This is a genomic window from Shewanella colwelliana ATCC 39565 (assembly GCF_000518705.1).
Lineage (GTDB): Bacteria > Pseudomonadota > Gammaproteobacteria > Enterobacterales > Shewanellaceae > Shewanella > Shewanella colwelliana.
This window is the reverse complement of sequence record NZ_KI912483.1, coordinates 35,023-48,710: the sequence shown is the minus strand read 5'-3', so window position 1 is coordinate 48,710 and position 13,688 is coordinate 35,023. Positions and strand designations below refer to the sequence as shown.

The window sequence follows — 13,688 nt, the reverse complement described above, 5'->3', positions numbered from 1 at the left end:
TATCTGCAATGTGCTTTCATGTTATCAGCCGACGTCAAAACTCAGATCCGCACTATCTATAAAGATATTGCTACAGCCCTACCTAACTTTCGTTCTCGCCGAGAACAAAACTATATCGTCGCTGAGATCTCTAAAACATTAGCGGGCGAATATGACAAGCATAGGCGCATTATTGTGGTCGAAGCCGGTACAGGCATAGGTAAATCGCTTGCCTATATTCTGGGTTCTATTCCTCTGGCATTAGCAAGTAAGAAAAAAGTCTGTATCGCCACCGCGACAGTGGCATTGCAGGAGCAGTTGTTGAACAAAGACTTGCCTTTTTTCTTACAGCAGTCAGGGTTAGATTTTACTTTCGGCTTAGTTAAAGGTCGCCAACGTTACGTCTGTTTAGCCAAGTTGGAAATGCTCATCGGTAGTGACGATGGCACGCAAATGGCGATGTGGCAAACTAAGCCCGATCACAGCCAAGTAGAGTTATTGCAAGGCTTATTAAAAGATTTCCATGAAGGCCGCTGGAATGGTGAACGCGACACCTTAACCACCCAACTGCCTGATCATTTATGGACGCAAATAGCCTGCGACAAACACAGCTGCCATCGACAACTGGCAAGCCACAGAAACTGTCCGTTCCATAAAGCCCGTGAAGATATTGATAATTGGGATGTACTGATCGCCAACCATAGCTTGCTCTTTGCTGATCTTGAGCTGGGTGGTGGTGTTATTCTTCCTGATCCAGAAGAACTGTATTACATTATCGATGAAGCTCATCATCTGCCAATAGTCGCGCGTGATTTCTCTAGTGCGCAAGCAACGCTGCGCGGGGCCATTGACTGGTTAGAGAAAATAGGTAAAACCAGCGCCAAGCTGCAAAACCAATTAAAGAGCAATCACATTATTGCCCCGGCACAAGCGATGCTCGACCATATTAGCGATCTAACCAGTTTACTAAACCAAGTAGCACAGTATTGTGACGGACAAAGCGCCGCTTTCGATAACCCTGAAAACCGCATTCGTTTTGAGCATGGTAAGCTACCATCAGCGCTAATCATTCAAGCTGAAAACCTTGCCAGCGCCTCTAACAGTGCGCTGAAACAGTTTAACAAGATGCTAGCGTTACTGAGTGAATCAATCAAAGACGGTGAGCTCCCCAAGCACCAAGCCGAACAGCTTCTCAGTGAAACCGGCTTTATGCTGCAGCGACTGGAAAATTTACAGAAGCTATGGAAAATGATGGCCAAAACAGATAGCCCTAAAGGCGCTCCGATGGCCAGATGGGTTGAACAAATTGTCGGTAAGCAGCCCGACTATCTGTTTAATGCCTCCCCCATTGAAGTCGGCTTTATGCTTGAAACTCTGCTATGGGAAAAAGCGGCAGGGGTAGTGCTTTGCAGCGCCACACTCAGGGCGTTGAATAACTTTAACCACTTTACTCATCAAGTTGGTCTATCCATTAACGACGGCAGTCGCTACCTGGCTATGGATAGTCCTTTCGATTTTAAACAGAACGCGACCTTATATCTGCCCAAAATGCGCACCGAGCCAACGGACGATCGCTACACAGACGAGCTAGCCGAGCAAATATTACAGCTTATCGAGGGTGAAACCGCTACATTAGTGCTGTTCGCATCCTATTGGCAGATGGAAAAAGTATCGGATATTGTGCGGCCTAAAATTAAAGTACCACTGCTCATACAAGGTGAAGACTCGCGCCAACAACTACTGAGCACCCATAAACAGCGCTGTGACGCTGGTGACGTCAGCATCATCTTTGGCACTGGCAGCTTTTCTGAAGGGTTAGACTTACCGGGTGACTACCTCACCAACTTAATTATTACTAAATTGCCCTTTGCCGTCCCCACCTCGCCAGTAGAACAGGCACACGCAGAATATGTAAAAATTAAGGGCGGAAATCCGTTCTTACAATTAACGATTCCCGATGCGTCGCGTAAACTGATTCAAAGTTGTGGTAGATTACTACGTAAAGAGGAAGACTACGGTAGAATAACCATTTTGGATCGTCGACTCGTCACTAAGCGATATGGAAAGTCACTACTCGATGCACTGCCCCCCTTTCGCCAAGTTATAGAATAGGATCACCATTGGATTTATTGTTAGAACCGAGCAGCTGGGCGATTCTTGCCGCGATCGGGTTTATCGCTGGCTTTATTGATGCGGTTGCTGGTGGTGGTGGATTACTCTCTATTCCGGCGCTATTAACTACCGGCATTCCTCCCCATGTTGCCTTAGGCACTAATAAACTCGCGGCGAGCTTTGGCTCCTCCATGTCGGCATTTACCTATTATAAGCAACAGTTTTTTACCCCAAGATTTTGGTACCAGGCCGCCATCGCGACATTTATCGGAGCAATATTTGGTACTGGTGTCGTCTATTTAATAGATAATCAATGGCTTGAAAAATGGTTACCCTTGATGATCATATTTATTGCTATCTACACGCTGGCAAAACCCAACGCAATGGGCTCACCTTCGTTTAGCGCGCCGACTCAAGCTCCCGCAAAAGTAAAACAGTGGATTCAGGGACTGTTATTAGGTTTTTATGATGGTTTTGCTGGCCCAGGTACTGGCGCATTTTGGACCATCAGTAGTGTGTCACAATATAAGTTACCCGTGCTCGAAAGCTGTGGATTAGCGAGATCGATGACTTGCATCAGCAACCTAACGTCCCTTGTGGTTTTCTTTGCTCTGGGGCAAGTCAATATCACCATAGGTTTATCGATGGGGTTATGTATGATGTTAGGTTCCTTTGTCGGCGCAAGAACGGCGATAAAATTTGGCGTATCCTTTATCAGACCGCTATTTATCACCATAGTGATTTTAATGGCAATAAACCTCGCTTGGAGTGCATGGGCATGAAAAACGCTGAACTAATCCAACGTTTACGAGTCCAACTCAAACAGTTAGAACAGGAAGTACTGCAACACGACAGCCAATTGGTCAAAGGCCAGCGCAATCTATTGCAAGATACTGAACGTTTTAACGAAGGGCTATTCAATCAAACTGGCGCACAATTAGCGCCATGTATTGGCCAACTGAGTAAAAAGATTTCCCAATTGGAAAAGCTACTAAAGGGGAATATCTCGACTGACACTATATTGTTAAGCTGTGAAGGGATCCAAGACAGATTTACAGCCGTTCGCCGAGCTCTTAACACGACAACGTTAAACGTGAAATCTGCTGAACAACAACGCGCATCACGATTTGCCAACGCTAAAAAGCGTCGTCAACAGTCCCATGCAGAAAGCGGTTTTGGGTGGATTGCAACAGGTGTGATGCACAATAGTCATCAATTGTATGATGAACTCAATAAACATATGAACTGGGTTCAAACATTTGAACAAAAAATTGAAAATTTACAATCAAAGCTTGAAAACTGTCATAGTGCTGACAAAATTGCACTGCAAAATGAGATACTTTTAGTCCATCGTCGCTTAGGGAAGTGTCGACAAGCTATTAGCTATATAGAAGATCGCATTCAGGCGTTTGAACGCCCGTATAAGAGTCAGAATCGTTAAGGAGCAACAATGAAATCCATCATGCCAATCACCGCTTTAATCGCTCTGCTTGGTGCCTCATCGGCCATGGCTGCAAATCTAACCATCCCAATGGCATTTGAATATCTCGCAATTGACGGAAAGAAAATTGAAGGCAGTCTGTTTAACCATAAATCCGATCTGGATTTAACTCAGGGAAGCCATAAAATAGCTATCCGTTATCATGACATGGTTCAAGATGATTTCAGTGACAGTGAAAGCTTTGTTAAATCATCACCTTTTATCGTCACGCTAAACGTAGATGGTGAGCATGACTACACATTGCAACCTGCAGAAGGTGAAGTCGTTAAACGTCCAAAGTCTTTTGCAAAATCACCGCAAGTAATCATCACCCGCAATGATGGTGGCAGCGTCAACTATAAAGTCACTCAAACTAATTTCACCGAGGAAACCTTTGTAGGAAAATTGTTTGGTGGCGACAATGGCCAAGATATCGAAGTAGCTGCGGCGGCAGCAACGGGAGCAGCCGTCACAGCGTCTGCGGTTACAACACCGCCACCGGTAGCAGCTAAAACCCAAGTAGAGGCGGCAACGCTTCCTACGGCTGTGCCTACTACACTGCCAGCAAACGACGCTGCATCAGCTGAACATGCGCAGCAAATGCTACAATACTGGTGGTTGCATGCTGATGATAAAACACGTAAAGAGTTTATGAGCTGGGCTATTCAACAGCTTTAATACCACCCTAATGCCCCCGCTTATCTATCACGCCAGCTATTCCCAGCTGGCGTTACCTTCTCAGCACCGCTTTCCAACGAGTAAATACCAACGGCTTTATCAATTTCTGCTTGAGCATAAATTGGCTGATAAAGACGATTTTCACACACCATCTTCGGTCGACATTGAGTTTTTAAAACAGATTCATTGTCCCGATTATGTGGCACAGTTCTTAACAAAAAAGCTCTCACCTCAAGCGATTCGACGCTTAGGTTTTCCGCTAAGCGACGGACTCCTGACACGCAGTTTGCATTCGGTAAGCGGAACCATGCTTGCTTGTGATCTCGCAATGTCTCAAGGCATTGCACTTCAGTTAAGTGGCGGCTACCACCATGCTCATTATCATTTTGGTAGTGGCTACTGTGTCTTTAATGACTTAATTGCCGGGGCTGTACATTCACTCGCCCGCAGTGATATTGAAAAAGTGCTGATCTTCGATTGCGATGTACATCAAGGGGGATGGGACCGCGACAATGGCCCAGGCCTACCCTGATATCATTAGCTGTTCAGTCCATTGCCAAGAGAACTTCCCAGCTAGAAAACAGCGGTCAGATCATGATATTGAACTCGAACGAGGTAGCGGTGACGCGCTTTATCTTGAAACGATAACCCAGACTTTGGCCCTTGTTATACGTCTCCACCAGCCTGATCTTATCATCTATGATGCAGGCGTTGATGTGCATCAACAGGATGATTTGGGACATTTAGCGCTTTCAACTCAGGGGATTTTTGAGCGGGACCTATTGGTATTAAGTATGGCAAAAGCTTTAAATATACCAATAGCTTGTGTAATAGGAGGCGGATACAGCAAACAGCCACTAGAATTATCTAAAAGACATGCCCAAGTTTTTATTGCCGCCAATAAATTATGGTAGCAAACTAGATTGTGCTTTAATGATCTGACACCGACCGATTGGAGACAAGCTTATGCAATTAGAAATTCGAAATTATTATGAAGTCTTACTCATGGAAATGTTATCGGACGAAGGTTTAATGGATGAACTGCCAGAAGATTATTTAGCGGATCTCTGTTGCGTAACCCTCAATCAACTCCCCGTTCGTTACATACGGCACTTGGTCGACACCTACTTTTTTGAAGACTATAACGAACTCAAGCGGATGAAAGAAGAGATACAAACTGCACTGGAAAAATCCAGAGCATTTTTAAAAGCAAACTTACAGAAAGAAGAGAATGCGTAAGGGATCGTCTCTAGCATGAAAAATCTATTAGCATTACAGCCAAATAAAAACCGAGATTGAAACTAATATGGGGGAGTTTTAGATAAACTATTTCTCATCAAGTGTACCACCAAGTGTATCACCTGAGGTATTTATGAGATAAGCCTTTGATTAGACTTTATTTTGGAGGTTACCCTAGAGCCACACATTGACTATATAAGCCACATGAGTAACTTGCTGCGGTTGTTCCCTTATAAGCCAATACGTCATATTTTCAGATGAGGTGGTACACAGGAATTGTACAACTAGGCCGATTTAAGATAAGAAACTGAAAAGACCAGTTAAAATATCATTTAAAATCAGGGAGTTATTTCTAAATAGGGGAGTTTTGGAGGTTTCCCTAGAGCCACACCCCGGCACATGAGTCGCCTGCTGCGGTTGCTCCCTTCCGGGCCTGGCCGAGTTCACAGGTTATCATTGCGGGGGGACCCTAGGGTCACCATAGATTCTTAAAGATGTTCTCTTTAAGACGGCGAGCATTATCTACTATGGTGGCTCAGCAATCAAGTGAATATCGTGATGTTACTGATGCTTTGCTGTTAACTGCTGCTTCTCTATACAAATGCCCGCTGACGCGGGCATTTAACGATACCGTCAACCACCATTTTTACAACTTTAAACTGGCTCGATTTTGCTCAAGTAGTTTGGGGCCGATCCCCTTAACCTGCGTTAATTCATCCAGGTTTTTAAAGCCACCATGCGCTTTACGATATTCAATAATAGCCTGCGCCTTGCTTTCGCCAACACCTTTAAGTTGAGTTAGCTGTTCAGCGCTAGCAGTATTAATGTTTACCGCCTCCATTTGGGTGAGGGTTTTGGATACTTCAGACTGTGGCGTAACTTTTTCTGCGGCAAGTGCTGGGGCTACCATTAGCGCTGCTGCAACGAGCACGCCAAGAAATGACATTTTCATAATCGTCTCCTTTTAATCCATATTAATAAACATACAGCCAGCAATCCTTTTCCTTGGCCGCATTAAAAACATAGAACAAGTTCAAAAGTTACGCCAATACGTGACCCTCAGCACCGAGCACCCCGCCACGCAGTGACCAGGATCACAGTAATTGTTTTTCTATTTCTTTCAGAAGATTAGCAATATGAATGATTTTTACGCGCCATGAAAAAAAATATGATCTTTCGCAGTCTGAATTCAGTGATCAACGGCTAAATTCAGCCCTTTTGTTGCATCTAGCACACATTTATAACCGTTCAATTTGGAAAATTTATGACGAAATAAATCATTTTGCAGTGAGTAATTACTGAGCTAGTGTGTCGTGTCAACGAGTATATGGCACTGCTAGCCTCTGCATTAGACTGTCGGAAACCTAACAACGAATTACGCAAAGAAACTGCAAGCGGTAAACCACGTTTAGTCCATATTGCAGTACAGATTATATCTTTGAAACGCAATCAATTAGTCCTGCATGCTCACCCGCTCATTCCGTTGACCCTCTATATAATAACGACAATAAGGACCCTACATGACCTTAGAAAATACTTCGGCTATGCCAGTGAGTGAAACTAACGCATCAACGCAAAACAAGTTACTCATTTTGTTTGCTAATATCGGCTTATTTTTTCTGCTGTATAATTTTTTACCATTTGAATCTGGCGTAAATACTGGACTCTCTATTCTTATCTTTGCCGCAATCCTTTGGTTAACCGAAGCGATCCACATTAGTGTCACGGCAATACTGATCCCTATCATGGGGGTGTTACTCGGGGTTTTTGAAACTAAAACCGCTATGAGTAACTTTGCTAATCCAATCATCTACTTGTTTTTCGGTGGCTTTGTACTCGCCGCGGCGTTAAATCATCAAGGAATAGATAGACGCATTACCCATAAAGTTCTCACCGCATCTAAAGGCAAACTCAGCATCGCCTGCATGATGCTATTTGGTATAACGGCGCTGTTATCTATGTGGATCAGCAACACAGCAACGGCCGCCATGATGCTGCCTCTGGCATTAGGCATCTTGCAGCAGTTGGACATTAAGGAGCATCGAAACACCTACCTGTTCATGCTGCTTGGTATTGCATATTCTGCCAACATTGGTGGTATTGGCACCTTGGTCGGGAGTCCACCCAACGCCATTGCTGCCGCGCAGGTTGGTCTAAGCTTTGCCGACTGGCTGGAGTTTGGCTTGATAACGGTTGCACTGATGCTCCCAGCGATGCTCATAGCACTATACCTTTACCTTAAACCAAACCTAAACGTGGTATGCACAATTCCTCAAAGCAAAGAGCAGTTGGGGATGACAGGAAAACTAACCTTAGTGATTTTTATCGTCACAGTAGGCTGTTGGATATTCAGTAAACCGATTTCGGCGGCACTTGGAGGCATAGCACAATTTGATACCATCGTTGCACTAGGCGCTGTCGTGTTGCTTGCTGGCCTTGGGCTAGTGCAGTGGAAAAAGATAGAAAAAACCACAGATTGGGGCGTACTGATTCTTTTCGGTGGTGGCTTAACCCTAAGTGCTATTTTAAAAACAACGGGAACCAGTGTGTTTTTGGCCCATTGGGTTACGGATATTTTTGGCAATACTCATATGGCATTGTTCACCTTTGCGGTGATCTTTTTTGTGGTGATGCTCACCGAATTTGCCAGTAATACAGCTAGCGCAGCCTTACTTGTTCCCGTGTTTGCGGCAATCGCTGAAGCCTTAGGGTTATCACCTATAATGCTATCAGTTTTAATCGGTATCGCTGCCTCTTGTGCGTTTATGCTCCCGGTTGCCACGCCACCAAATGCCATCGTCTATGGTTCTGGCTTTATTAAGCAGTCGGAGATGATGCGGGCGGGGGTGATCATTAACTTTATCAGTATGTTAGTCCTCTACATTATCGCCCATCTATTCTGGACCATCTAAACGTTAAGCGGTCGGTTAACCTCACAACCGACCGCCTTATAACGCTAACTAAATGCCTGCTCTAAATCAGCAATAATATCTTCAACGTCTTCTAAACCCACAGAGATCCGCAGGAGGTTATCACTAATACCGGCAGCATGGCGCTCCTCTGGCGAATAGGGAGAATGGGTCATCGAGGCGGGATGCTGTATCAGAGATTCGGCATCGCCTAAACTCACGGCAATAGTAAACATTTTAAGTCGATTAACAAACCCAACCGCAGCGGCTAAATCGCCATCAAGCTCGAAGGCGATAACCCCGCCAGCACGTCGCATCTGGGTGCCAAGTAGCTTACGCCCAGGATGGTTAGGCAAACCAGGATAATAGACTCGGGAGACCTGACTGTGTGACGCTAAATACTCAGCAATCCGCTCCGCACTATCACAATGGCGCGTTAACCTCACATCCAATGTTTTAAGTCCACGTAAAATTAGCCACGCATCATGAGGTGATAAAACACCGCCAATGTCTTTCAACACTTCATACTTAACCTTATGGATCATCTCATCGCTGCCGCACACGACACCTGCTATCACATCACCATGACCGTTGAGGTATTTGGTTGCACTGTGGATCACCATGTCGATACCAAACTCAAGTGGTCGCTGCAGTAGCGGCGTCATAAAAGTGTTATCGACAATACTCACCAACTGATGTTGTTGCGCTATCTTGGCGATTGCACGGAGATCATAAACGTCCAGATGAGGATTAACCGGTGTTTCACAGAACAAGGCTTTACTGTTGGGTTGAATTGCTTTTTTGATGGCGTCAAGATCGCAAAAATCCACTAACGTGACTTCAATACCAAATTTTTTAAATTGTTCGGTCATTAAGGCGTAAGTGCAGCCGTAGACCGCTTTTGATGCAACCAGGTGGTCACCACAACTCAGGTTAACCAGTAATGCTACCGAGACGGCGGCCATGCCTGATGCAGTTGCCGCAGCCGATTCACTCCCTTCCAACGCGGCTATTTTGCGCTCAAACTCTGCGGTGGTTGGGTTACCGAGGCGAGTATAGATATACCCCTCTTGTTCTCCAGCGAAGCGCTCTCCCCCTTGCTCTGCACTATCAAACACAAAAGTTGCTGACTGATACAGCGGTGACACTAACGCGCCCTTGTCATTTTTTTGGTGCCCAGCATGAATTACCTTAGTGGCAAGCTTCCATTTTTCTTGCATAACAATCTCCGAGGTCACCGCTCACTGTTATTGTTAGGGTTGAATGAGAGCGGTCTGCTACCTTGAACCGTTTATGACGTTAAGGTAAACCTATTGGCAATAATTAAGCACTAACGAGATGTAAAATCTTTGTTACGGCTGGTGGTTTTACTTAAGGCAGACAAGGAGAAGTCTTTCAGTTCACCGAGCAATGCAGCGTGGATTTTTGTCAACTTCGGCCGAGACTCTGCGTTAAATGCTACGGGTCGGCATAGGGCCATGGTCTGATATCCCAGACGCGCTGTGAGTAAGCCACCACCTAAACCTTGCGCCATTCTTGCCGAAACCTTACCAGACAATTCGAGCGACAGGAGTTGGGTGCCTATATCGGTTACAACCTCACTGGTACCCGCATAAATAATGTTGGTGATCACTGATTTAATTAGCTTAATACGACTCCAATAACCAAGCTCGATACCATAGCAGCGGGCTAACTCACGGATCATCTTTTGGTTACGCCACAAGATGATGGCCATATCCAATACCGCGAGCGGACTGGCCGCTAACAATAATGCTGACTCAGTGGCATAACGGTGGACTAATTTTTTAGCTTTAACATCGATACTGTTTAGCACTGTGGATTCAAATAACAGCACTCTCTCGGCATCGTTGTGCTCTTCTCTGACATGATGTGCATATTTGCTGGTATCGATATCAGACGGCAATTTGGCTAAAATATTATCAATAAATGGAGTCGCTTCACCGATTTGCATACTCAGTGCTAAGCGCTCACTAACCTGCTGTGCTTCTTCAACGCCTCTAAGACGTTTCAACTGACGCCATTCGCCGTAAACGATATTGCTGACCCACAGCAGAATAATCGAGGTAACACTGGCATACAGACCAAACAGCCACGGACTCTGCTGCCATGCTTGCATCAAAGACAATACGGTCTCACTGATGACCAATGCTATCAGACCGAATAACGTGCCCTTAGCTAGCCAAGACCAGCGGCGCTTCTTGTGCGTTCGCAAACCTTGGACGCCCATATCCGCTCGCTCAGATAACAGCTCTATGTCGCTCTCTGAAATCTCTGTGACGGGTTCAGGCAATAGCTCGTTGCCGTCAAAATGCTCTGCTTCACGCAAAGGTGTAACTTCGGTAACCGTTGCATGATCAAAAACTTGTTTCTTCGCTATAGACTGGGTGTGTTTAGTCATTATCTGTCCTAGGCTCCACACTTAGTGGCTTAGTTAAGCTTATCGCCGACAAGGTATTGCAATAGGTGATCAAGTCTAATGTGTTCAAAATGAACATCACCTTGCGTTGACGGTAATTGTGGCGGCGCAAAATTAACAAATTCAAAGCCTTGATCCGTCCAAAATCCGCCTTGAGGTAGCTGCTTTGGTACCTCACCAGGAAACAGTGTGACCGCTTGATTTGTGACCAAATCAACCCCCTTTACCACCTCAACTTGCTTAGTGCCACTTTGCACCATGCCGTGGGCGGTTGCTTTTATCGCACTGATCGCCATCACTTCTACGTTACAGCCTTCAAATTGCGCATGTTGTTGACTCTGCTTAACAAGCTGTGTCAATAACGACAGGACATTGCCCTGCTGATCTCGGGTGATATGATCAACCTTGCTCGCTGCAAACAGTAATTTATCGATGCGTGGTGAAAACAGTCGTTTAAGAATATTTGATTGACCAAAATTAAAGCTTTCCATAATGCCATCAAGTGCACTTTTCATATCTTCAAATTGGGCCTTGCCACGATTAAGTGGCGTAAAACAGTCCACCAATACCACTTGACGATCGAACTTGGCAAAATAATCGCGATAGAAGGGTTTCACCACCTCTGCAACGTAACTTTGATAGCGGCTTTTCAACACATGATAGTAAGACGCCTTGGGGCTTTTTTCTAACTCATCAACCTGCGCATCAATTGTGCCTAACAAGGGGAAAAAAGCCAGAATCGGTGTATCAACAAGCTCACCTGGCAATAACATTCGTCCTGGTTGGGCATTATAGAAACCATGGGTTTCGACACTGTCGACCAACAGCGTTTGATACAGCTTGGCAATATCTTTAAGCGTTTGCTCTTCTGCATTTTCACTCAACGCAATCGACTTACACGCATTAATAAAAGGCTGATAATGCTCACTCAGCGCCAGCATTGATTGTCGCTTAAGCTGCTGTTGCGACCATTGCAGATAAGATAGCTTGAGCATAGGTAAATCAAGCAGCCACTCGCCAGGATAGTCGACAATATCTAAAAACAGTGTGGCACTGTCGGTAAATTTAGCGCGCAACCCTTTGAGAGGTTGATACCGAATAGCTAACCTCAGTTCACTAATGCTGCGGGTCGATGCTGGCCAATGGGGCGTGATATCACTAAGTGCACTCATCGCCGCCTCATAGTCAAAACTGGCTATAGTCATATCGGGTTGCATGGCGCGCTTAACGCCATAGAGTCGCTCGTCACGAGCGACCTGCCACAATGGTAAGGCATTAAGCGAGCCCCCTGCACCACTATGTAATAATTGATTCACTAACCCGGTAATGAATGCGGTTTTGCCGGCACCTGATAAACCTGTTACAGCTAAACGGATATGATTATCGGTAGTGCGTTTAATCAGGGACTGAGAGTGCTGAGAAAGCTGTTTCAATGAGCGGTTAAATGAATTCATAACCTATATCTTAGACGCGTTAAAGGGCGGAATAGACCGCCCATTGAAAGGATTAAAGATTATTGATCTCTCGTTTGAGATCGAAGCTATCAGATGTTACGTGACGCTCAAGGTTTTGCAGTCTCATTTCCAAATGCCTAAATTGACTACTTACATCCCTTAACGCTGCTTTGGCAGGCTCTCCTGCTTGCCAAACCTTTTTCTTAACTTCTATCTCTTTGTGCTGTTGCTTGTTCTTTGCGCTGCCAGGTTTAATATCTAATATCATCCAAAGTAGCACATAGATGATGAAGATAATTCCCGATCCCCCAAGCAAAAATATCGATGCGGCGACCACTCTCACTAACCAGGTTTCAAAGTTGAAGTAGTCTGCTATCCCTGCACATACTCCGGCTATCTTTCCTGACTCGGGGATTCGATATAAGGGTCGTCCGTTAGATTCGCTCATCTCGATTTCTCCATTGTGGGGCCTCGCTATCTAAAATCGCTTCCAATGTTTCAATGCGTAGGGCCATTTTATCTGCTTTGCCGATTAACTCATTGAGCTGAGTAAACTCTTCTTCAGTGAGTCCCTGGCTCACTTGGCGCTTACTACGGTAATGTAGAATTAGCCAGATGGGCGCCACCACTATCATAAAGATAATAATCGGGGCTATTAATAAGTCCATATCCATAACTCACCTCAGAATCGTTGTTATTTAGTTTGCTTTTTTGTTTTGCTTGCGTTGACTTTAGCTTTCAATGCTTCAAGCTCAGCGTTCACTGAATCTTCAGCTTCTAATGCAGCAAACTCATCATTTAGTGTCTTTTGGTTGCCCAAGTCATAAGATTCGACTTGTGACTCTAGCCCTTCAACTCGACGCTCATATTGCTCAAACTTGCTCATAGCATTATCAATTTTACTTGAATCTAGCTGACGCTTAACTTCTAAGCGTGAAGAGGCTGTCTGCTTGCGCATGATAATCGTCTTTTGACGTGCTTTAGCATCGGCTAACTTTTCTTGAAGTAGATTAACTTCCTCTTTCAAGCGATTAATCTGCTCTTCAACAACAACTAGCTCTTGTTCTAGCGTAGCAGCCAATTCACTGGCTTTCTGCTTTTCAAGCAATGCAGCTTTAGCTAAGTCTTCACGATCTTTCGATAAAGCCAATTCCGCTTTATCCTGCCAATCTTGCACTTGCTCTTGCACTTTAGCGATACGACGAAGAATCTCTTTCTTCTCGGCAAGCACTTTGGCTGACGTTGAACGTACTTCAACTAAGGTGTCTTCCATTTCTTGGATGATAAGGCGAACCATTTTTTCTGGATCTTCGGCTTTATCAAGTAATGCGCTGATATTCGAGTTGATGATATCTGCGAAGCGAGAGAAAATTCCCATAATACTGTCCTCTAAATTAACG

Annotated in this window: 13 protein-coding genes, 1 other RNA gene and 1 pseudogene; 7 read left to right on the top strand and 8 right to left on the bottom strand. The window is 44.9% G+C overall.

Annotation, left to right across the window (positions count from 1 at the left end):
* Window positions 1-18: 18 nt before the first annotated feature.
* From dinG to L876_RS0120615, 6 genes and pseudogenes are all read left to right on the top strand, one after another.
* Window positions 19-2,091, top strand: coding sequence for an ATP-dependent DNA helicase DinG (dinG, locus tag L876_RS0120640; RefSeq protein WP_028765531.1), 2,073 nt, complete (start codon window positions 19-21; stop codon window positions 2,089-2,091).
* A gap of 8 nt (window positions 2,092-2,099) precedes the next feature.
* Window positions 2,100-2,873, top strand: a complete 774-nt coding sequence (locus tag L876_RS0120635) for a sulfite exporter TauE/SafE family protein (RefSeq protein ID WP_028765530.1) — start codon at window positions 2,100-2,102, stop codon at window positions 2,871-2,873.
* Window positions 2,870-3,532: a primosomal replication protein gene (locus L876_RS0120630; RefSeq protein WP_028765529.1), complete on the top strand. Its 663-nt coding sequence runs from the start codon at window positions 2,870-2,872 to the stop codon at window positions 3,530-3,532. Before L876_RS0120635 ends, L876_RS0120630 begins: the two co-directional genes overlap by 4 nt.
* 9 nt (window positions 3,533-3,541) lie before the next feature.
* Window positions 3,542-4,249, top strand: coding sequence for a DUF2057 domain-containing protein (locus L876_RS0120625; RefSeq protein ID WP_028765528.1), 708 nt, complete (start codon window positions 3,542-3,544; stop codon window positions 4,247-4,249).
* Between the two features lie 10 nt (window positions 4,250-4,259).
* Window positions 4,260-5,163: pseudogene (locus tag L876_RS22240) on the top strand (histone deacetylase family protein).
* A gap of 52 nt (window positions 5,164-5,215) precedes the next feature.
* On the top strand, window positions 5,216-5,488 hold the full coding sequence (locus L876_RS0120615) for a late competence development ComFB family protein (protein ID WP_028765527.1): 273 nt from the start codon (window positions 5,216-5,218) through the stop codon (window positions 5,486-5,488).
* 376 nt (window positions 5,489-5,864) lie between these two features.
* On the opposite strand, the gene ffs is transcribed toward L876_RS0120615, so the two are convergent.
* Together ffs and L876_RS0120610 are read right to left on the bottom strand one after the other, a co-directional pair.
* An RNA gene (ffs, locus tag L876_RS22630) (signal recognition particle sRNA small type) lies at window positions 5,865-5,961 on the bottom strand.
* Between the two features lie 173 nt (window positions 5,962-6,134).
* Complete coding sequence (locus tag L876_RS0120610; protein WP_028765526.1) at window positions 6,135-6,440, bottom strand: ComEA family DNA-binding protein; 306 nt, start codon at window positions 6,438-6,440, stop codon at window positions 6,135-6,137.
* Between the two features lie 568 nt (window positions 6,441-7,008).
* Here L876_RS0120610 and L876_RS0120605 point away from each other — a divergent pair.
* On the top strand, window positions 7,009-8,400 hold the full coding sequence (locus L876_RS0120605) for an SLC13 family permease (protein ID WP_028765525.1): 1,392 nt from the start codon (window positions 7,009-7,011) through the stop codon (window positions 8,398-8,400).
* 44 nt (window positions 8,401-8,444) lie between these two features.
* Here the strand turns inward: L876_RS0120605 and L876_RS0120600 are convergent, their stop codons facing one another.
* The 6 genes from L876_RS0120600 to pspA all read right to left on the bottom strand — a co-directional run bounded on the left by L876_RS0120600 (window position 8,445) and on the right by pspA (window position 13,666).
* Window positions 8,445-9,617: a trans-sulfuration enzyme family protein gene (locus L876_RS0120600; RefSeq protein WP_028765524.1), complete on the bottom strand. Its 1,173-nt coding sequence runs from the start codon at window positions 9,615-9,617 to the stop codon at window positions 8,445-8,447.
* Window positions 9,618-9,727: 110 nt separating this feature from the next.
* Window positions 9,728-10,816 carry a YcjF family protein gene (locus L876_RS0120595; RefSeq protein WP_028765523.1) on the bottom strand — a complete coding sequence of 363 codons (1,089 nt, stop codon included), beginning with the start codon at window positions 10,814-10,816 and terminating at the stop codon, window positions 9,728-9,730.
* A 29-nt stretch (window positions 10,817-10,845) separates the two neighbouring features.
* Window positions 10,846-12,288, bottom strand: a complete 1,443-nt coding sequence (locus L876_RS0120590) for a YcjX family GTP-binding protein (RefSeq protein ID WP_028765522.1) — start codon at window positions 12,286-12,288, stop codon at window positions 10,846-10,848.
* 52 nt (window positions 12,289-12,340) lie between these two features.
* On the bottom strand, window positions 12,341-12,736 hold the full coding sequence (gene pspC, locus L876_RS0120585; protein WP_028765521.1) for an envelope stress response membrane protein PspC: 396 nt from the start codon (window positions 12,734-12,736) through the stop codon (window positions 12,341-12,343).
* Window positions 12,723-12,962 carry an envelope stress response membrane protein PspB gene (pspB, locus tag L876_RS0120580; RefSeq protein WP_028765520.1) on the bottom strand — a complete coding sequence of 80 codons (240 nt, stop codon included), beginning with the start codon at window positions 12,960-12,962 and terminating at the stop codon, window positions 12,723-12,725. The genes pspC and pspB overlap by 14 nt, the downstream gene beginning before the upstream one ends.
* A gap of 20 nt (window positions 12,963-12,982) precedes the next feature.
* Window positions 12,983-13,666 carry a phage shock protein PspA gene (gene pspA / locus L876_RS0120575; RefSeq protein ID WP_028765519.1) on the bottom strand — a complete coding sequence of 228 codons (684 nt, stop codon included), beginning with the start codon at window positions 13,664-13,666 and terminating at the stop codon, window positions 12,983-12,985.
* Between the last annotated feature and the right edge of the window lie 22 nt (window positions 13,667-13,688).

What these genes read in the sequence shown, in the direction of transcription:
- dinG (WP_028765531.1), top strand. Translation starts at nt 19, where the DNA reads ATGTTATCAGCCGACGTCAAAACTCAGATCCGCACTATCTATAAAGAT.
- L876_RS0120630 (WP_028765529.1), top strand. Translation starts at nt 2,870, where the DNA reads ATGAAAAACGCTGAACTAATCCAACGTTTACGAGTCCAACTCAAACAG.
- L876_RS0120625 (WP_028765528.1), top strand. Translation starts at nt 3,542, where the DNA reads ATGAAATCCATCATGCCAATCACCGCTTTAATCGCTCTGCTTGGTGCC.
- L876_RS0120615 (WP_028765527.1), top strand. Translation starts at nt 5,216, where the DNA reads ATGCAATTAGAAATTCGAAATTATTATGAAGTCTTACTCATGGAAATG.
- L876_RS0120610 (WP_028765526.1), bottom strand. Translation starts at nt 6,440, where the DNA reads ATGAAAATGTCATTTCTTGGCGTGCTCGTTGCAGCAGCGCTAATGGTA.
- L876_RS0120605 (WP_028765525.1), top strand. Translation starts at nt 7,009, where the DNA reads ATGACCTTAGAAAATACTTCGGCTATGCCAGTGAGTGAAACTAACGCA.
- L876_RS0120600 (WP_028765524.1), bottom strand. Translation starts at nt 9,617, where the DNA reads ATGCAAGAAAAATGGAAGCTTGCCACTAAGGTAATTCATGCTGGGCAC.
- L876_RS0120595 (WP_028765523.1), bottom strand. Translation starts at nt 10,816, where the DNA reads ATGACTAAACACACCCAGTCTATAGCGAAGAAACAAGTTTTTGATCAT.
- L876_RS0120590 (WP_028765522.1), bottom strand. Translation starts at nt 12,288, where the DNA reads ATGAATTCATTTAACCGCTCATTGAAACAGCTTTCTCAGCACTCTCAG.
- pspC (WP_028765521.1), bottom strand. Translation starts at nt 12,736, where the DNA reads ATGAGCGAATCTAACGGACGACCCTTATATCGAATCCCCGAGTCAGGA.
- pspB (WP_028765520.1), bottom strand. Translation starts at nt 12,962, where the DNA reads ATGGATATGGACTTATTAATAGCCCCGATTATTATCTTTATGATAGTG.
- pspA (WP_028765519.1), bottom strand. Translation starts at nt 13,666, where the DNA reads ATGGGAATTTTCTCTCGCTTCGCAGATATCATCAACTCGAATATCAGC.